The 19,131-nt window shown below is 74.5% G+C and carries 15 protein-coding genes; 3 read left to right on the forward strand and 12 right to left on the reverse strand.

The genetic code is table 11. The features are described 5' to 3' along the window. Window positions 1-307: 307 nt before the first annotated feature. Together J2S46_RS05065 and J2S46_RS05070 are read left to right on the forward strand one after the other, a co-directional pair. Window positions 308-1,879, forward strand: a complete 1,572-nt coding sequence (locus tag J2S46_RS05065) for an adenosine deaminase family protein (RefSeq protein WP_191294239.1) — start codon at window positions 308-310, stop codon at window positions 1,877-1,879. 607 nt (window positions 1,880-2,486) lie between these two features. Continuing rightward, window positions 2,487-3,182 (forward strand): DUF4232 domain-containing protein, encoded by a 696-nt coding sequence (locus tag J2S46_RS05070; protein WP_191294240.1) that lies wholly within the window; start codon window positions 2,487-2,489, stop codon window positions 3,180-3,182. A 448-nt stretch (window positions 3,183-3,630) separates the two neighbouring features. Here the strand turns inward: J2S46_RS05070 and efeO are convergent, their stop codons facing one another. The 3 genes from efeO to J2S46_RS05085 all read right to left on the reverse strand — a co-directional run bounded on the left by efeO (window position 3,631) and on the right by J2S46_RS05085 (window position 6,859). Beyond that, window positions 3,631-4,767, reverse strand: coding sequence for an iron uptake system protein EfeO (gene efeO / locus J2S46_RS05075; RefSeq protein WP_307348843.1), 1,137 nt, complete (start codon window positions 4,765-4,767; stop codon window positions 3,631-3,633). Window positions 4,768-5,006: 239 nt separating this feature from the next. Next, on the reverse strand, window positions 5,007-6,323 hold the full coding sequence (locus tag J2S46_RS05080; protein WP_191292765.1) for an MFS transporter: 1,317 nt from the start codon (window positions 6,321-6,323) through the stop codon (window positions 5,007-5,009). Further along, window positions 6,320-6,859, reverse strand: a complete 540-nt coding sequence (locus J2S46_RS05085; protein ID WP_191292766.1) for an ArsR/SmtB family transcription factor — start codon at window positions 6,857-6,859, stop codon at window positions 6,320-6,322. Before J2S46_RS05085 ends, J2S46_RS05080 begins: the two co-directional genes overlap by 4 nt. Before the next feature lie 541 nt (window positions 6,860-7,400). Between J2S46_RS05085 and J2S46_RS05090 the strand changes: the two genes are divergently transcribed. After that, the gene (locus J2S46_RS05090) at window positions 7,401-8,609 is read left to right on the forward strand and encodes a glycosyltransferase (RefSeq protein WP_191292767.1); all 1,209 of its coding nucleotides are present in this window, start codon (window positions 7,401-7,403) and stop codon (window positions 8,607-8,609) included. 110 nt (window positions 8,610-8,719) lie between these two features. Here the strand turns inward: J2S46_RS05090 and J2S46_RS05095 are convergent, their stop codons facing one another. The 9 genes from J2S46_RS05095 to J2S46_RS05135 all read right to left on the reverse strand — a co-directional run bounded on the left by J2S46_RS05095 (window position 8,720) and on the right by J2S46_RS05135 (window position 18,859). Then, the gene (locus J2S46_RS05095) at window positions 8,720-12,934 is read right to left on the reverse strand and encodes a hypothetical protein (RefSeq protein ID WP_191292768.1); all 4,215 of its coding nucleotides are present in this window, start codon (window positions 12,932-12,934) and stop codon (window positions 8,720-8,722) included. Next, window positions 12,931-13,410: a hypothetical protein gene (locus tag J2S46_RS05100; protein ID WP_191292769.1), complete on the reverse strand. Its 480-nt coding sequence runs from the start codon at window positions 13,408-13,410 to the stop codon at window positions 12,931-12,933. The genes J2S46_RS05095 and J2S46_RS05100 overlap by 4 nt, the downstream gene beginning before the upstream one ends. Before the next feature lie 159 nt (window positions 13,411-13,569). After that, window positions 13,570-14,067, reverse strand: coding sequence for a TFIIB-type zinc ribbon-containing protein (locus tag J2S46_RS05105; protein WP_191292770.1), 498 nt, complete (start codon window positions 14,065-14,067; stop codon window positions 13,570-13,572). A gap of 102 nt (window positions 14,068-14,169) precedes the next feature. Continuing rightward, the gene (gene thpR, locus J2S46_RS05110) at window positions 14,170-14,796 is read right to left on the reverse strand and encodes an RNA 2',3'-cyclic phosphodiesterase (RefSeq protein WP_191292771.1); all 627 of its coding nucleotides are present in this window, start codon (window positions 14,794-14,796) and stop codon (window positions 14,170-14,172) included. 218 nt (window positions 14,797-15,014) lie between these two features. Continuing rightward, a complete protein-coding gene (locus J2S46_RS05115) occupies window positions 15,015-15,314 on the reverse strand; it encodes a hypothetical protein (RefSeq protein ID WP_191292772.1) in 300 nt (99 codons plus the stop codon). 93 nt (window positions 15,315-15,407) lie between these two features. Next, entirely contained in the window at window positions 15,408-16,226 is an 819-nt protein-coding gene (locus J2S46_RS05120) for a GAF domain-containing protein (RefSeq protein WP_191292773.1), read from the reverse strand. Window positions 16,227-16,471: 245 nt separating this feature from the next. After that, window positions 16,472-17,020 (reverse strand): YcxB family protein, encoded by a 549-nt coding sequence (locus tag J2S46_RS05125; RefSeq protein WP_191292774.1) that lies wholly within the window; start codon window positions 17,018-17,020, stop codon window positions 16,472-16,474. A gap of 301 nt (window positions 17,021-17,321) precedes the next feature. Next, on the reverse strand, window positions 17,322-17,762 hold the full coding sequence (locus J2S46_RS05130; RefSeq protein ID WP_191292775.1) for a hypothetical protein: 441 nt from the start codon (window positions 17,760-17,762) through the stop codon (window positions 17,322-17,324). 125 nt (window positions 17,763-17,887) lie between these two features. Further along, entirely contained in the window at window positions 17,888-18,859 is a 972-nt protein-coding gene (locus J2S46_RS05135; RefSeq protein ID WP_191292776.1) for a hypothetical protein, read from the reverse strand. Window positions 18,860-19,131 lie beyond the last annotated feature (272 nt).

The following is a 19,131-nucleotide window of genomic DNA, read 5'->3' on the forward strand; positions in this document are numbered from 1 at the left end:
ACACCGCAGCGATGCGACGGACGTCCTCGGCCACTGTCCCGGCCGGACGGCGCCCCGCGCACCGGCGCACGGCACCCCGGCCGGTGCGCGGGGCGGGCGCGCGCGCCGTACAAGCCGGTGCGTGCCGCCACGAGCCCGCGGTTCCGTCGGGCGCGAGCCCCGGCAGTGCCGCCGTACCGTCGTCCGCCGGGGGTTCGTGTGTGCACGTCCTACCAGTGCTCCCCACCGCTCGCCCGTCCGGGTGGTGTGTCCGGGACAGGCGCCGATGAGGCCGACCGGCGCGGCGATCACCCGCGAACATACGGCCATGATCACGCTACGCCGAACCACCGTCGCCGCGGCCGTCGCCTGCGCCGCGCTGCTCGCCCCCCTGCTCCCCGCCGCGGCCCAGGCGGCGCTGCCCACCGGCGCGGCCGTGCGCGGCGCCGCCGAGCACCGGGTGAACGCCCTCCTGGACCGGATCCGGGACGACCCGCAGGCGCTGCGACGCTTCCTGCAGGACCTGCCCAAGGGCGGTGACCTGCACAACCACCTCTCCGGCGCGGTCACCACCGAGCTGCTGATCCAGCTCGCCGCCGAGGACGGGCTCTGCATCGACACCGCGACCCTCACCGCGCAGGTGGCGCCCTGCTCGGCGACCGCCCGTCCGGCCTCCGACGCGGTCTCCGACCAGACGTTCCGTCAGGAGGTGATCCGGGCCTGGTCGATGCAGGACTTCGTCCCCGGCCCCGAGTCCGGCCACGACCACTTCTTCGCCACCTTCGGGAAGTTCGGCGAGGCCAGCTGGCGCCACCCCGGCCGGATGCTCGCCGAGGTCACCGACGGCATGGCCGCCCAGCAGCAGAGCTACCTGGAGACCATGCTGACCCCGGCCTCGTCGAGCGGCGCCGCCCTCGCCGCCAAGGTCGGCTTCGACCCCGACCTGGCCGCGCTCCGCGAGAAGCTGCTCGCCGACGGCGGCATGGCGCAGGTGGTGGCCGACGCCCGGGGCGAGGCCGACCGCATGTTCGCCGAGTACCAGGCCACCGCGAACTGCGGCGGCACCCGGCCTGCCCCGGGCTGCGCCGTCACCGTCCGGCTGATCTCCCAGGCCTCGCGGGCCTCGACGCCGGCCCGGGTGTTCACCCAGTTGATGCTCGGCATGGAACTGGCCAGTCAGGACGACCGGTTCGTCGCGGTCAACCTCGTCCAGCCCGAGGACTACCCGGCCTCGCTGGAGAACTACGAGCTGCAGATGCAGATGCTCGACTTCCTGCACCCGCTCTACCCCAAGGCCCACATCACCCTCCACGCGGGCGAGTTGGTCCCCGGACTGGTCAAGCCGGAGGACCTGCGCTTCCACATCCGGCAGGCGGTGCTGACCGGCCACGCCGAGCGGATCGGCCACGGCGTGGACGTCGTGCACGAGGACGACTCCGCCGACCTGCTGAACACCCTGGCCGAGCGGCACACCCTGATCGAGGTACCGCTGACCAGCAACGAGCAGATCCTCCAGGTCTCCGGCCCGGACCACCCGTTCCCGCTCTACCGGCGGCACGGGGTGCCGACCGCCCTGGCCACCGACGACCCCGGGGTCTCGCGCGGCGACATCACCGAGGAGTACCAGAAGGCCACCACCCGCTACGACCTCGGCTACCGGGACCTGAAGGAGCTGGCCCGGAACTCGCTGGAGTACGGCTTCCTCCCCGGTCGCAGCCTCTGGCGGGACCGCGACGGCTTCGAGCCGGCGCCGCAGTGCGCGGGCGACGAGATCGGCGGCGCCCACCCGAGCGCCGGCTGCGAAGCCCTGTTGGCGGCCAGCCCCAAGGCCGAGCAGGAGTGGCAGCAGGAGTGCGAGTTCCGGGACTTCGAGGCGGCGGTCCTGCAGCGCGGAGCCTGACCGCCGGACGCCGGGGCACTGACCGCCGCCCCCGGGCCTCCGTCGGAGGCCCGGGGGCGGTCGGGACACGCGCCGGCCGCCCAGGACGGAGGCCGTGCAGGCCGGGCCGGCGGCGCCTCCCGATGCCGGCTGTCGAGCGGCTGGGGCGAGGAGCGACGGACACGGCATCTCTCGGAGATGCGTCGGACCGGCCGGGCCGTGCGTTCCGCGAGTGCTGATGACGGCGATCCACGCGGGCGGCCGACACCCCGTGGTCGACGCGCGGGCCGGCCAGGGCTTCCCGAAGGAGGACGGGCGACCTTGAGGGGGCATGACCGCTTCTGGTCAAGATCCTCCGGGTCACGGGTCCGTACCGGCGGACGACGGCCGCGGGACGGCACGCGAAGGTGACCGGAACCAGCGTCCCCGGCCTGGTCAGCGCCGTCCCGCCGACACGATGCGGCCCCGGGGGCGGGCGTCGGGCCCGGTCATGTGTAACAGGAACGTGCTGGGTGGCGGCCGGGCGGAACGGCTCGGCCGGGCGGACGAGTCCTGCTGATCAGAACTGCCCGCTCCTGCCAATCCGTTCCGGACACCCGGCACCGCCGACCGACACCGAGGATGAACCATGCGCGTCCACAAGCTCACCTTCGCAGCCGCCCTGGCCGTTGCCGCCGGTCTTTCGCTGACGGCCTGTCAGAACGACGACGTCAGCGGCCCGGAGGCGCAGGGCAGGCCTTCGTCCGCGCCCACGGCGTCCTCCGCCTCCACCGCACCGGCCGCCCCGCCCAAGACCACCGCGTCCACCGCGTCCACCCCGGGCGGGAGTTCGGGCCCGGGCAGTGCGGGTCAGGCCACCGCCGGGGGCTCCGGCGGGTCGGGGGCGGCCACCGGGAACGGGACGTCCGGCAAGTGCCGTACCGACGAGCTGGAGATCACGGCCGTAGAGCGCACCATCGACGGCGACCTCGACGGCACCGTCGTGGTGGAGCTGAAGAACCACGGCGGCCGGGACTGCTCGATCTCCGGGTACCCGGGCGCCGACCTGAAGACCAGCGCGGGGCAGCTGTCCGCGAAGCGGACCGGCGAGCCGGTCGTCTCCGCCGTCCTGAAGAACGGCAAATCGACGTTCTTCGGCATCAGCTACCCGCTCAACAAGTCGAACGGCTCCGGCGTCCGCATCACCGGGCTGATCGTGACCCCGCCGGACGAGACCAAGTCGGTCACCCTCAACTGGCCCGGCGCCGCCACCCTCCCCGTCACCGACGGCACCGGCTCCCCCGTGAAGGTCGGCCCGATCGGCAGCGCCGGCCAGGGCGGCTGACCGACCCGCCCGGAGGGAAGCTCGTCAGCTCGGTCGGGGCGCCGTGGGCGAGATGGGTGAGCACGGCCGGGACGGCGAGCACGCCGGTGACGACCGCGGCCAGGGCGAGCCGGGCGGTGACGGCAGGTGCCGCCCCAGGCGCGGTGCGGACGGCGGCCGGCAGCGCGAGGGCGACCAGGCCGACGGAACCCATCAGCGTGACCCAGGTGGTCCAGCTCACGGCGGTGTCGACGAACGGGCCCAGCGGCGTCGAGGCTACGGCGCCCGCCAGGGGCGTCAGGGCAGGGGCGTCAGGGCAGGGGCGTCAGGGCAGGGGCGTCAGGGCAGGGGGCAGCAACAGCGAGGGCACGGTGGCCTTCCTGGGTCGGGGGTGACTGCTCAGGTTGGTCGGCTGCGGCGGCAGCGGTGGTCCGGGCACCGAAGGCACCGGCTCGCACGCTCGGCGACGTCAGCTCACGACGACGGCGGCGGCGAGCTTGGAGAGCGGCTCGGCGAGCGCGTTGACGGCGTCCGAGAAGGCCTTCCGCTCCGTCTCGGTGACCTTGTCGTACGAGGTGTAGGTGGCGTCGGCCTGCTTGTACTTCGCCAGCAGGGTCTGCAGCGCGGCGAACTCGCCGTCCAGAGTCCTGGAGAGCTCGGCGTCCTTCTCCGCGGCGACGGGCTTCAGCAGCTCGTAGGCGTACTTGGCACCCTCGACGTTGGCCGCGAAGTCCGACAGGTCGGTGTGGCTGTAACGGTCCTCCTCACCCGTCACCTTGCCGGTGGCGACCTCGTCCAGCAGCTCCTTGGCACCGTTCGCCATGCTGGTCGCGGTGATCTCGGCAGCGGGGACCTTCGTCTGCCAGTCCTTCAGGTCCGCCACCAACTGGTCGGCGAGCTTCCTGTCCGCGTCGGTGATCGCACCGTCCGCCCAGAGCGACTTCTCCAGCTTGTGCCAGCCCGTCCACTCCTGGCCGGCCTCCAGGCCGTCCTCACGGGTGTCCGTCTTCGGGTCGATGTCCCCGAAGCTCTCCGCCACCGGCTCGGTCCGCTCCCAACCCACCCGGGACGCCGCGAACAGGGACTTCGCCCTCGCCAGGTCACCGGCCTTCACCGCGTCCGCGAACTGCTGCACCACCGGGATCGTCGCGTCGGCCTGCTCCTGCGCGTACTTGCGGTACTCGGCGACCGCCTTGTCCAGGCGCGGGTCACTCTTGGCCGGGGCGCCGTCGCCCGTCACGGTGATCTTCTGCCGGATGCCGTCGCCGACCATGCCCGGCTTGCAGGCGACCTCGTACTCGCCGGCCTTGATCTCGGCGGTGATGGTCGCCTTGGTGCCGGGGCCGATGTTCTCGCGCTCCGCCACGATCTTGTCACCCGCGGCGTAGACGTAGACCTCGGTGACCTTGGCCCCCTTGTTCTGCACGGCCAGGTTCACGGTGCCGGCCGGGAAGCTCGTCCTGGACAGGTCGCAGGCGCTGTCGGAGGCGTTGACCTGGACCGCGTCCGAGGAGGTCCCGGCGTCCTTCTTCGAGCAGCCGGCCAGGGCGGCGCCGACCACGGCGACGGAGAGCAGCGTGGCTGCGGTGAGACGACGGGCGGACATGAGTACTCCACGGACTGGTCGGTGACAGCAGGACAGGCCACGGCCACGCAAGGTCAGCGCAGCAAGGGTAGGCATACCTTAGTACCAATCCGGAGCCGTCGGCTACATCGGCGTAGTCACGAAGTGGTGACCGCCGGCCCGGGCCGGACCGTGGCAGGGCCTACCCCCGGCCCACCACCCCCGAACCGCCCTGGCACAGCTGGGAGTCACCCCGACCGGCGCGCTTCGGCGAACTGCACTCAGCCCTGGCTCGACGACCTCGCGGAGCTCTGAAGGGCACCCTCCTGAACGGGGGACCAGGGCTCCGGGTGCTCCGGAGGATCGGCCGGGGCGGCGGCGAGCAGCGCCGCCTCGATCCGGCGGTTGGTGGTCATGGTCGAGGTGACGGCGGTCATGGCGAGGAGGAGGCCGGCGGCGGCGTAGAGCGGGGTGCGTACGTCGTAGGTGGTCGCCAACCAGCCGCCGAGGAAGGCGCCGAAGGGGGCGGCGCACATGGCGAGCATGCGGGAGGTGGAGGCGACCCGGCCCATCAGGTGTGCCGGGACGATCGCCTGCCGGAGGGAGGGGCCGAGCACCATCGTGGCGCCCATGCCCGCACCGCAGACGGCGAGCGCGAGGCCGGCGGCGTAAGGGTTCGGGGCGACGGCGAGACCCAGGACGGCGAGGCCCTCGACCGCGGCCGTGCAGGTCAGCGCGGTGCCGGTGCCGAGTCGTCGGCCGAGGAAGGAGGCGATGCCCGCGCCGAGCAGACCGCCGGTGGCCTCCGCCGTGAGGAGCAGGCCGAAGCCGAAGGTGCCGATGCCGAGACGGTCGTGGGCGAAGAGGGCGAGCACGGTCTCCACGGCGAGGAAGGCGATGTTCCCGACCGCCGGACGCAGCGCGAGCCCGAGCAGCAACTGGTTCCGGAACACGTACGAGGCGCCGGCCCTCGCCTGCCGGAGCAGCGACTCCCGGGCCTGCGGGACGGGCCGGGGTGCGGCGGGCAGCGACCGTACGAGCAGGGCGGAGAGCGCGAACGACACCGCGTCGGCGAGCAGCGGAACCGTCCGCCCGAGGGCGAGCAGGGCACTGCCGGCGGGCGGGCCCACGAAGCCGGAGGCGGCGGTCTGGGTGCCGCGCAGAAGGGAGTTGGCACGCTCCAGGAGTGCGGGGTCGCGGCCGAGCAGGTCCGGCAGGTAGGCCGTGGCGGCCGTGTCGAAGAAGAGTCCGCCGAGGCCGAGCAGGAAGGCGACGGCCGCGAGCAGCGGAATGCTCAGCAGGTCGAGCGCGGCCGCTGCCGCCGGTGTCGCGAGCAGGACCGCTCGCGCCACGTCCGTGACCCACATCGTGCGCCGGCGGTCCCAGCGGTCCACCAAGGCGCCGCCGAGCACCCCGAAGAGCAGCCAGGGCAGCGTTCCGGCGGCCGTGACGACGGCGAGCGCCATCGGATCCCGCGTCAACGTCAGCGCGAGCAGCGGCAGCGCGGCATGCGTCACCCCGTCACCGAGCGAGGACACCGTCTGCGCGGTCCACAGCCGTCCGAACCCGGTCGGCAACTTCTTCACGTCCTTGGTCACTCGGTTTCTCCTTCGGCCTGCGCGCGCTGCGCCGGGTGGAACAGTGCGAAGACGAACGACGCGTCCGGCAGGGAGGGGTCGGACAGCTCCCGGTACTCCTCCGCCAGTGCCTGCAGCCGCTCCCCCAGCTCCGCGAACTGCTCCTCGGTGAGCCGGAGGTGCGCCATCCCGACGTGCCGCTCCCCGTCGGCGGGCGCCGCCTCCAGGTCCGCCACGGCATGGCGCATCAGCACATCCGGCCCGCCCTCGCCCGGGTCCGGCAGCACGATCGCGCGCGCGGCCATCGCGTAGTACCGCTCGGTGACGCCACGCACCTTCCGCGTTCGTACCACCTTCACCAGGCCGGCCCGCTCCAGCAGCCGTACGTGGTAGCTCGAACTCCCCTTCGCGAGGCCCACCCGCTCGGCGATCTGCGTGATCGTCGCGGGCTCGAAGCGGAGCACGGCCATGATCCGGTGACGCGTGAGACTGGAGACGGCGCGCAGTTGCTCGTCGGTGGTGACGTGGAAGGTCTCGGGAAGGTCGTCGGCAGGCATGCCCCCAATGGTCAACGCTTCTTGACCATTGGTCAAGGGTGTTTCGCGCCCGGGCTCCCGGAAGCGGCTCCCGGCGAGGGGGGAGCCGTGACTCCAGGTGCGATCGCCGGGCCGGTGCGAGGACGGCGGCGATCGGGACGTGGCGAAGTACGAGGTGGGGCAGGCCGTCGACATGGCGCCCCCGTGCCCGGGCTGTCGCAGTTCTGCTGCCCGGTGGCCTGCGATGCGGGGCCGCGGGCCGTTTCGGGGGCTTGTCCGTCGTCCGCGGACCAGGACGGAGGCGGCTCGGTCACGCCTTCCATGATCAAGATATAGCCCACAGGGGGGCTTGCGGCAAGGCCCCCGGGGTACCGCAGAATCGTCCACCTGACCCACGGTCACCAGGTCCGGGTGCGCCCTCCGGCGACCTGATCGGTCCTCACATTCCTTGCGGGGAAGGAGAGCGACCCTCGTGCAAGCCGACCCAGGTCGGCCACTGCCACCGACAGCGGGCCGGCCCCGGCCGTGCCGGGCCCGGAATTCCAGGAAAGGGACTCACTGCATGCGTGTGCTGTTGACGGCCTACGGGTCGCGCGGAGACGTCGAACCGCTGGTCGCGGTCGCGATGCGGCTGCGGGACCTCGGAGTGGACGTGCGGATGTGCACGCCGCCGGACTTCGCCGAGTTGTTCGACTCCGTCGGCCTGCCGATGGTGCCGATCGGCGAGCCGGCGCGCCCCTTCGTGACGGGGGTGCTCACCGGGAAGGTGCAGGCGCCCGCGGAGGGGCTGCCCGCCCGCGCGGCCGCGATGACCGCCACGACCTACGAGGCGGTCGTCAGGGCTGCCGAGGGATGCGACGTGGTCCTGGCGACCGGCCTGCTCCCGGCCGCGGCCGAGCGCCTCGGCATCCCCTACGTGTTCGTCGCCTACTTCCCCGCCTACCTGCCCTCGCCCCACCACCCGCCGTTCGAGCGGCCGGGCCGGCCGTTCCCGCCCGGCCCGACCGACAACCGGGTCCTGTGGGACCTGGACGCCGAAAGCATGAACGTGCTGTTCGGGACGGGCCTGAACGCCCTCCGGGCGACCGTCGGCCTACCGCCGGTGGACCACTTCCGCGACCACGTCCTCACCGACCGCCCGTGGCTGGCCACCGACCCGGTGCTCGGCCCGTGGCAGGAGCCCGCGGACCTCGACGTGGTGCAGACCGGAGCGTGGTTCCGGGCGGACGACGACCGCCCGCTGCCGGCCGACGTCGAGGCGTTCCTCCAGGCCGGCGAACCACCGGTGTACGTGGGGTTCGGGAGCATTCCCCTCCGCGACGCGGACGACGTGGCCCGGAGCGCCGTCGAGGCCGTCCGGGCGCAGGGCCGCCGGGTGCTGCTCTCCCGCGGCTGGGCCGACCTGGCCCCGGCCGACGACCAGGACGACTGCCTGGCCGTCGGCGAGGTCGACCACCACGCCCTCTTCCCGCGGGTCGCCGCCGTCGTCCACCACGGCGGCGCGGGCACCACGACCACCGCTGCCCGGGCCGGTGCGCCCCAGGTGGTCGTGCCCCAGCTGGCGGACCAGCCGTACTGGGCCGGCCGTGTCGCCGATCTCGGCATCGGCGCGGCGCACGACGGCCCGCACCCGACCTTCGAGTCCCTGTCGGCCGCGCTCGCCGTCGCCCTGACTCCCGAGGCCCGGGCCCGGGCGGCCGCGGTGGCCGCCCGGATCAGCACTGACGGCGCGACGGTGGCCGCGAAGCTGCTGCTGGAGACGGCAGGCTGAGAAGGGCGCCCGGCCGGGGGGCCCGCCGCCCGTCGGTGGCGGGCGGGCCCCGTCGCCGCGCATCCGGCGCGCTCCTGGTGCGCGGGGACGGGCGCCGACGGCGGCCGGCCTCAGCCGGCTGCCGGGCCCGGCAGCCGACGGTGGACGCAGACGTCCCGCAGCAGCCGCAGCAGCGGGCGGAGCCTGCGGTCGGCGCGGCGGGCGGCATCCTCCAGGGCCGGCAGGTCGGCCGGGGTGATCGCCGCCGCGGGCCGGGCGAGCCAGGCCAGCGGGTGATGCAGGTCGTGGTGCACGGTGCGGGGCCCGTCCTGGGCCTCGGACTGCGGAGGCCAGCCGCCGTGCGCGACGAACCGGCCGTCGGTCGAGGGCTTCCAGGTCATGGTCGGCTCCTGGAACGCGGCGGTCGCCGGCGGCTCCGGCACCGGTCGCAGCGTCCACGGGTCGAAGAAGTGCGGTCGGGCGAGCGCCCACCCGCCCACCACCCGCCAGGCCGGCACCGCGAACAGCTGCTCCAGGATCGGCGTGGCCACCTCGCCCGCGGGCAACAGCTCGTCACCGTGCAGTTCCCACCGGCGCAGCCCGCCGTTCGCGCCGGCGGTGAACAGCCGATCGGGGCCGAGGAAGACGGGCTCCAAGGCACCGGCCGAATCGGCGGCGGCGATCACCCGGGCCCCGGGCAGTGCGGCGACCACGATCCGGTGGCCGTCCGCCAGGGCGATCCTGGTGCCGGTGGGGTCGACGGCGAGGCGGTCGCAGCGCCGCAGCCCGGTGTCCGCCAGCGGGACCGACACCGGGAAGTCGCCGCCCTCGCCCACCAGGACGGAACGCATCAGGCCCAGGCCCACCACGTACCCTCCGGCGGTGGCCGCCACGCGGGCACCGCGCAGGGCGTCGCCCCAGGCGAGGCGCTGCTCCCGGCCGCGGCCGAGCAGGACGAGTTCCAGGTCGGGGGGATGCGGCAGGCCGCGCAGGCCGACGGCGAGGCGCGGGCCCAGGCAGGCCACCGACATCCACTCGTGCCGGTCTCCGCGATGGAGCCGCCGGAGGCGGCCGCTGGTGAGGTCGAGGGCGCTGATCCCCCAGCTGCCGTCCGCCTGGATGCCGCGCAGGGTGAGCGCGGGCCGGCCGTGCGCGAAGGAGATGCCCTCCCCGTCGCCGTAGTAGGTCGGCAGTGCGGTGCGCGGCGCGGCGACGGCGGCGGGGGACGGGAACGCCGGCGGTTGCGCCGCCGCGAGGCGCTCCGCCAGCGACCGTGCGGCGGCGCCCGGCGGGGGCAGGTGCTGGAGGAGTGCTCGGGCGAGCCGGATGCCGTCCGCCAGCGGGACGGACAGGGCCAGCGTCCAGAGGGCCGCGCCGTCTCCGGCCGCGGTGAGGCGCCGCGCTTCGCGGTCGATCTCCTCGGCCGTCCCCCAGGGGATCCGGGGGGCTTGGCGGCGGCGCTCCTTCTTCTCCTCGACGGCGGCGATCCGGGCCGCCCACCGCTCCGACTCCTCGGAGGTCCGCGCCGCCGCCTCGTGCAGGCCCGCGTTGCGCTGGATGGCGCAGATCAGGGCCAGGGCCCGGACCAGGCCCGGACCGTGGGCCGGGAGGTCCTCGTCCGCGAGCCGGCGCCAGTGGGGAAGGACGGCCTCGCGGTCGGGCAGCCCGTCCTGGTCGAACGCCGCGACGGCGGCGACCTGGTCCAAGGCCTCGGCCAGGTCGGCGCGGTACCTCTGCGGGTCGGTCTCCGTCAGGTAGGCGAAGAGCGTGACGCCGGCGCGGGCGCCCGCCGTCGTGTGCGCCGGGCGGTCCGCCGGGTCCCGGTCATCGTCGGGGTCGGTCGCGACGGCCGAGGCCGGGTCGGCGAGCCGGGAGCGCACCAGCGTGCTCTCCCTCAGCGCGGCGGCGGCCTCGGCCGGCCGGTCGGCGACAGCCAGGGTGGTGTACAGCACCTGCAGCCCGTCAGCCAGTTGGAGCTCCAGCACGGCCGGATTCGCGGTCACCCAGCGCCGGTCGACGGCCACCGCCTCCGTGGCGAGATCCACCGCCCGCTGCCGCCAGCCGGGGGTGACGGGCGGTCGGCGGGCGCTGTCCGGCATCACCCTGGCGATCGCCTCGGCCAGCTGGTGGTAGCTGACGATCCGCCCGGCCAGCACGGTCAGGGCGTACGCGAGGCCGGCCTCGTGGCGGGGCGGGTCGTCCGCCGCGAGGCGGCGGTACAGGGCGACCGCCTGTTCGAGGGCCGCCAGCGCGCCCCGGCCGTGGAGGTAGGCGGCCGGCAGCAGCGAGGCGAGATTGACCAGGCAGGGCGCCAGATGGATGTCCTCGGCCGGGTCGGTCCTGGACAGCTGCCAGAAGATCCCGAACGCCCGGTGCTCGGTCGCCAGGGCCTCCGCCGTCCGGCCGGCGGCGCGCAGCCTGCCGGCGAGGTTGACCAGCAGTGCGCCGCCCGCCGACATCGGCGCGTCGGCGTCCAGCCAGCCGATCCGCCCTGCGATGTCGACGGCTTCGCGGGAGACGGCGAGCGCCTCCTGCTGCCGGCCGTACCGCCCGAGGCGGGTGCCGAGGTTGGTCAGCACCAGGGCGAACTTCGCCTCGAAGGCTTCCGGGTCCGCCCGCACCAGCGGCCGGTAGAGGGCGGCCGCCTCCTGCAGGGCGGCGAGGTTCTCCCGGTAGCGGCCGGCGCCGGTCAGGGCGACCGCGAGGCGGGCGTGGATCGCGGCCCGGGTCGCGGGGTCGTCCGTACGGGCCAGCCGCCGCCGTGCCAGTGCGCCGGCCAGGTCGGCCACTCCGGGGGCCAGGTCGGTGAGTTCATGGCCGGGGAGGCACGACTCCACGGCCTCCAGCAGGTCGAGCGGGGCGCCGGGCAGGGCGGCCAGGGCGCTGAGGGCGGAACTGCCCGCCTCGACGGCGAGTTCGGGCCGCTCGCGCAGCAGCGGGAAGAGGTGCTCGGTTCCGACGTGCGGCCAGCGGTCCGCGGCGGCGGCCAGCAGGTTGACGCTGCGCCGGGTCCAGCCGGGGGGCGGCAGGCCTTCGGTGAGCAGCCGGAGGATGTGCGGCGCCCACGCTCCGGCCGGGTAGTCGGCGAGGTGGCCGGGGAGGGTGAGGGCGCTGAAGTCCTCGGCGAGGCGGTCGGGGTGGAGCGGTTCGAGCACGGTGGCTCGGGCGGGACCGGCGGGCGGGTAGCAGCTCGCGTGGTCGGCCAGCACGCGGTCGGCGGGGAGGGCGAGGCCGAGGTGTCCGATCACCTCCGCGCCGGCCGGCGGCGTCAGGGGGCCCGTGAGGGTGGCCGTGAAGACCACCCGGTTCATCACCTCGGGCGGGGTGGTCCAGGCGGGCCCGGGTGACTCCCGGCCGCCGATCCGGTGGGTGCCGTCGCGTTGCCGACGGGCCCAGTGGAGGTGCTCGCGGTCCAGCAGGTAGAGGGTCAGCCCGGCCATGTCGGTCGGGGTCCGCCGCCCGGTCACCATGGCATCGACGGACACCAGCGCCGCCATGTGGACGGCCAGGGTCAACCCGAACTCGGGGCCGTCCAGCCAGGGCGGCGGCGCCGTCTCCCCCGACGGCACCTGGTACGGGTACCGCGCGGCGAAGCCGTCCCGGGCGGCGAGGAACATCCGGCCGCGCAGGCCGGCGGGATCGTCGCCCTCGGCCTTCTCGGCCCGCTCGTCGAGCGCGGCGAGCTCGGCGAGCGCCTGGGACGACGTACCGGCGCGGTGGTTCGCCAGCGCCGCGCGGACCGCCGGCCACGGCCCGGTGTCGCGGGCGATCATCACGACCCGCGCCGGGACCGTCGGGTGGTGCAGCAGCGCGTTGCTGAGCAGCCAGGTCAGGTGGGACAGCGGCCACCGGTCGGCGTAATCCACGAGCAGCAGCAGGCCGGCGGCGCCGTCCAGGCGAAGGTCCTGGCTGCCCGGCGGTGGCAGGACGGTGCCCGGGCCCTCGCTGGCGGTCACGGTCTTCCAGCCCTCGGCGGCCACCTCGCGGGCCAGTTGGGCCGCCAGCCTGGTCTTGCCCTGGCCGCCGGGGCCGTGCAGCCATCGGACGGCCAGCCGGGGACCGTCCGCGCACCAGGAGCGCAGCGCGGCCAGCTCACCGGACCGCCCGGTGAAACCGACCACCTCCCAGCGGGCGTTGAGCATCCGGCTCGGCAGCTCGCGCAGCCAGCCACCGTCCGCGGGATCCTCGGGGCGCCAGTTCTGCAGCAGGTAGACGGGCGTACCGTCGCCGAAGACGTGGATGTCGGCGCCGACCGCGCCGTAGGCGAATCCGGCTTCCGCGACGACCCGCTGATCCAGCCGCCGCGGCGGAAGGTCCGGTGTGTCGGGGTCGCCGGGCACCTTCACGACGACCCCTCGGCCGCCTCCTCGCCCCGATCGGGCGCCGGCGGCCGGGGCGGGTCGGCGTGCCCGGACTCGTACACCACCACGTTGCCGCCGAGCGATCCGTAGGCCCGGCCGTGGTCCCGGGCGGTGACGTTCAGGGTCCAGTTCTGTTCGGCCCGGGGCAGGGCGGCGACGGTGCGGGTCACGAACGCCTCCAGTTCCCCCGCGAGTTCGGGGTGCTCCGTCAGCAGCGACTCCAGCTCGATCTGCCAGGCCGGCGCCAGGGCGCCGCGCACCCGCTCCGGGTCCGAGGCCCGCACGACCAGGTCGGCGTCGTGCTCCAGCCTGACGGCGACGGCGTCGTGCCGGCTCTCCCCGTCCCGGCCGAAGAGCCTGGCCGCCCCCGTCCTGACGGACTGCCAGGCATCGGTGGCCATCGCACCGACCAGGGCCGTACCGCCCGCCCCGGCCAGTGCCACCATCGACTCGGCCAGCATGCGTCCTCCTCGGGTCCGTCGCCGACTTCGGCCTCTGACATGGTGCCATCATTGCTGCCCGGCGGGTACCGAACGGCTACTGCTCGGTGCGCATCTCCCCGGGGGCGAGCGGGCCGGGCGGGCCGTACCGTCGGGGCCGTCCGGATCCCGGGGAAGACATCACCGGCCGGCTGCCCGGGGCAGCGGCCCTGCGGGAACCGAGGCACGCAGCCTGCGGACCGTCCGGAGGATCTCCGCCCGGTGCTTGGCCGACTTCACCCAGGCCGGCAGCCGCTCCACCAGGCTCATCGAGCGGGGGATCGCGGTACGCTCGCGCAGCCCGGCGCCGACGTAGCCCTCCAGCAGGTCGAGATGAGCGAGGTTGTACGCCCAGAGCCGGCGTCCGCCGCAGCAGTCCGCGACCAGCCAGAGCGGCAGCCGGAAGTACGGGTCGACGGGGCCGCCGAACACCCGGCAGCCCCGGAGCTCGTCCTTGGCGTACCCGCAGCCGCACCGCAGGAGTCGGCGGGTGTGCTTGCGGCGGTCGGCCCAGTCGTCCGCGCGCTCACCCACCTGCGCGAGGACGAGGGCGCAGCCACCGCACACCGGGCAGCGAACGAGCACCTCGTCGGCGAACTCGTGCACCGTGGCCCCGGGGTCGGTGAAACGGCCCTCCATCACGCCCCTCCGCACTGTCCCGCGTCCTGTCCGGCGATCATCCCACCAGCGGCGGAGCGCGCCGCAGGAGGGCGGTGCAGGTGGCTGCGGCCCGCCCGCGGACTACCTCCCCGTGGGCTGCCCCTCCACGGGGGCACCGTCGCCCGGGCCCGCGGCGCCGAGGCGCCATGCCTCGATGTCGCGGTAGCGGATCGGCCCGGGGCCGCGGCCGATGTTGCTGCCGACCAGGTGGAGACGCTCGGTCCGCCACGGTCGGCCGACGAACCCGGCGAGAGCGGCCGCAACCTGCGGCACGCTGGTGGGATCGTCGCGGCGGGCCCGTGCCAGCGTCAGATGAGGGCGCAGCGGGCGGTCGCGGAACTCGATCCCGCGGGACCTGACCAGCTCCCGGACGTCGGTGGCGAACCGGTGCAGCCCCTCCAGGTCGCCGTCGATGCCGCTCCACAGCAGTCGCTCGTCGAAGTGGCCGCCCCCACGCAGGCCCAGTTCCAGGGCGGGCTGCGACGCGGCCCGGCCGGCCAGTGCCGACCGCAGCGACGGCACCGCCGTGGCGGGAAGCTCACCGAGGAAGGCCAGGGTGATGTGCCAGTCCTCGATCCGGTTCCAGCGCAGCCGCGGGTACCTGGTGTAGGCAGGCTGCAGGACGTGGGCCAGCTCGTCCTTGGCGTCGTCGGGCGGGGCCAGCGCCACGAAGACGCGCAGGGTCGAGGGCTCGGGGGAAACGTCCACCAGGGATTTCTAGCACCCCCGGCGTTCCCGGCCGACCGGCAGGCCCCCGCCGCGGGGCGGGACCGGCGCCCTTCGGCGGGAGCGTCCGGGCAGACCGGCGTCACGACTTGCTTGCCACGTCCGTTCCCGGTCGCTCCTCCCGGTCCGGAGGCCTTCGGCACCCGCGCGGCCGCTCCGCGCCGCACGGCCGCCGGGGGGTCGGCATCGGCCGCCTCGGCTCACCGGCCTACGGTCGCGCCACCGTGCCGCGCCGCCCGTGAGCGACGCACTCGCAGCAGGACCAGGCCCGCGCACAGCACGCCGACCGCACCGAACGGGTAGGGCCACCACCCCAAGCGGCTCAGGGCGGTCATCACGGCCACGGCGAAGCCCATGGCGGACAGCACGAGGAGGCTGAAGTTCTCCCAGCCGAAGGTGCCGCTCGCGGCGGCCACCCTCCGGTCGAAGCCGGCGTGCGCGGCGCGCAGGTGCTCCTCGTGCTCGTGCAGCAGGCCGTAGGTCTCCTCGATGTGGTTCATGCCCTCGGGGGGCTCCGGTTCCCACTCCCGGCCCCGGCGGCGCCGCGGCCGGAGGCTCACCATGCGGCGTACCCCGTCATGTCCGTCCTCCTCCTAGGCCAGGGCCTGCGCCGCGCCCAGCAACCCGGCCAGCGACTTCATCAGGTCCACATGGACGGTGGTCAGATCGGCGGCTCCCGGCGCGTCCACGGCCAGGACGCCGATCTGCCGGCTCCCGGCCAGCACCGGAACGGCGATGACCGAGCGGTACCTGGTGCTCGCCTGGTCGACCTTGCTCACCAGTTCGGTCACCGAGCCGACGTGGTAGTGGGCGCCCGGTTCCAGGATGTCATGCAGGAAGTGGCTCCCCGCTGCCCCGTCGATCACGGGGCGCGGGCCGGGGGTGGCACCCGCCCAGTCCACGAGGGTGAACCTGTGCAGGGCCGGGTCGGCGAGGCGGTAGAAGGCGCACCGCGCGGTCGGGAGCTGCGACACGGGATCCCGCCCGGCGGTCAGGACTGAGGCTCCCACCAGCACCTTCTGCAGGATCAGAGCGGACTGCGCAGCCTGCGAGGCGACGAGTCCGACGGGCGGCGCCCCCGCCCCTGGGTGCGCGGCCAGGTGGTCCTGGGCGAGTTTGCCCAGCGCCACCGAGAGCGGAGCGAGCGTCGAATGGTACGAGAGGGCGAGGGCGGCGGCCGCGTCACCGGCCTCCTTCCGCGCGTGCTCCTTCTCCCGCTCGTTGAGAGCGGTCTCCGAAGCCGCCACCAGGACGACGCCCACCGCCAGCACCGCGCCGATCCACAGGACGGTCCGGTGGTTGCCGTTCTCCTTGTCCCCGGCGAGGACCGAGGTGAGGAAGACGCCCGAGGCGAGGGCGCTGGAGCTCACCAACAGGAAGAGCTTCAACCAGTACCTGCGAAGCCAGTCCATCCCACCCCGTCGTGTCGTCGTCCTCCGAAGGCCGGGCCGGGCTCCGGTCATGTGACGACCGACCCACCCGAACCGGAGAGACGACCGGACCAGCGTCATGGTTCCCACGCCGCAAGCCACTTGGGAACCACCGTGACCACCCGGGGCGGGACCAGCAGCGGCGGGAGGGGCGCACCACGCGGGCTGTCGGCGGGCCGGGCCGCTCCCTCCCCTACGGTGCGGCAGAGGGAGCGTTCCCGTCGTTGCTAGGGCACGGCGGGCTGAACGGCGGCGCCGGCGCAGCCGTGGTCCAGTGCGACGCGAAGCCGGTCGACCTCGGCCGGCCCGGCGAGTCCCCGCTTGGGGAGCAGGGTGACGCAGGAGGCGTTCTTGTCCCCGCTCAGCAGGACGAAGAGCCCGGGGGTCTCGACGTAGCGTGGTGCCGCCTGCCAGGTGAGGGTGCTGGACGAGTGCTCGTTGCGCACCGCGATGCCCGAAGCGTCCACGGCGGCCCGGAACTCGCCCTTGTCGGCCGCCAGCCGGTGGAACTGCCGGGCCTGCAAGCGCGGCACGCCCAGCAGTACCAGCGGGAGGACGACCAGCATGACCACCAGCGGCGGATCGACGGTGCCCTCGTTCGCCAGTGACAGTGCCGTGGCGACCACCGTGAGGGCGAACGCCGCGACCAGCAGCCGGCTCGTCCGCCGGCCGGCTGCGCCGGCCTTCGAGCGGGCTGCCAGTGCCTCCCGGAAGTCCTCGACCGTCAGCTGGTACGTCAGTTCCACCGGTGTGCCGGCCTGCTGTTCCCCGCCCATGTGCTCTCCTCGCCAAGTGATCGACCAGGGATGCTAACGCGGCGGCGGCCGCCACTGCGACATGGATTCCGGGCCCGTCCTTACCGCTCCCACCTCGGATGACGTCACGGCACCCCGTAAGGCGCGCCGGACGGCCGGACGCCGCAGCGGGCGCCCGCTGCGCTGCGCACGTCGGGACCGACGCGTGCCGGGGTGCGGCCGGGCAGATCGGGCGACGGCGCCGTCCGACCGGCCCTGGCCACCGCCGGGGGCCGTGGACCGCCGGTTCGGCTCGAAGCGGGTGTGCGCTCGTGCTCCCCGGTCAGCGGCGGCCGGTGGCCAGGATGACGAGGAACTGGCCGCCGCCCGCCTCGATGTCGGCGGTCACCGGCAGCCCCGGCACCAGCCGGGAGAACCGGTCCACCAGCCAGTCCGCCGCCTCCTGGGCGTCCTTCCGGGTCGGGCAACGGCCGACCGTCTCGCGGCCGCCCTTGCGCTCCAGCCGCCCGGCAACGGTGAGCAGCGGCGCGGGTTCGACCACGTACAGGCGCTCCGGCCAGGCGATGACCACCTTGACCGCGCCCTTGCGCGAGTTGCAGCCGCGGTGCGCCAGCCGCTCGGCGACCTTGGCCTTCCGGTCGGTGGTCCGGCTGTCGACGCTGGGCCCCCGCTGGTCGTTCACCGACTTGTCGGGGTCGACCGGTTCGTCGCACACCCAGCAGCGCCAGCCGTCGCGCTCAGCCACATCATCAAGGAGACTCACCCGAGCAAACCTAGCCTGCCCGGCCGCCACCTCGCACATCAGGGCCTCGGCGGCCCACCCATCGACCACCGATGTGAACGACGAGCGCCGGCCGCGTCTCCGCCTTCGGGCCGGCCGTCGCCGCTTCAGCGCTCGGCGGCCCGCTTGACGGCGTAGAAGACGCCGGCACCGACGACGAGCATGGCGACGGCGGACCCGAGGAGGATTCCGGTGGTCCCGGAGGAGCCGGTGCGGGCGAGTTCCTGCGGCGCGGCAGCGGGCGTGGGGCTCGGGGCGGCGGTGTCGGGGGCGCCGGTGGTCGGGACGACGGCCGGGGTGGTGTTGTCGGCGGCGGGGACGGTGGCCGGCTGCGCCGGGGCGCCGGTGGTCGGGGCGGCGGTGGGCACCGGGGTCGACTTCGCCGGGGCGGGGGTCGAGCTGACCGGGGCGGGGCTGGTGGGGGTGGGGCTGGTGGGGGCCTTGGCGTGGTTGATCTTGATGTCGAAGTCCTTGGAGTCCGAGACCGTGGAGTCCTCCGCCTCGGCCAGCAGGCCGACGTTGATGACGGACACGTCCGTCGGCAGCTTCGCCGAGACGCCGAAGCGGTACTTCATGTGCGCCGTCTCGCCCTTGCCGAGGCCGAAGGTCGGCATCGCCTCGTCGCGCACCCAGACCACCGGGTCGCAGCTGTGACGCAGCGACAGCGGCTGCCAGGCGCCGCGGTTCCACCACTGCATCGTGAGGTCCGGGATCTGCAGTCCGCCGTTCGGGTTGAAGAGCGCGACGAGCGGCCGGACCGTCGTGTAGGGACCGTCGGTGTCGTTGGTGATGTCGACCGAGATCTCCTGCGGCTCGTCGCCGACCGTCACGGCGGTGGGCACCTTCAGGACGGTGACGTTCAGGGCCCCCTTGTGCCTCGCAGGAACGTCCTGCTGCGGGCCCGTGCCCCCGCCGGCCGCCGGGGTCGTGGCGTTCGCGGCCGGGGCGGTGGCGGCGGTTTCCGGCTCCTCGCCGCAGGCCCAGGCGTTGGTGGGGGCGGCGAGCAGCGGCAGGGCCACGCCGAGGGTGAGGGCGGCGGCGGAGGTGGCGACAAAGCGGGAGATAACGGGCGTACGCATGACAGGAGTCCCCCAGGGCGGTGAGTGTCGGTGGTTTTTCGAACCGGGCGCTTCCCCGCGCCCTCACCCTGATAGACGTGCATCCCCATCGGAGGTTGCAGGCGGTTTCGAAGATCTTTCCGCGCACCGGGACGACGCCCGGAGACGGCCCCGGACGGCATCCGAACTCCCGGCCGCAGGCGGTCTGCCGGGGCGCCGACCACGCCCCCCGTCCCGGGCTGCGCCCGGCGGTCCACCGGGGACCCATCTGCGAGGGGCCCGGGGCGGCCGCC

The organism is Kitasatospora herbaricolor, from assembly GCF_030813695.1.
In the GTDB taxonomy this organism is placed as follows: domain Bacteria; phylum Actinomycetota; class Actinomycetes; order Streptomycetales; family Streptomycetaceae; genus Kitasatospora; species Kitasatospora herbaricolor.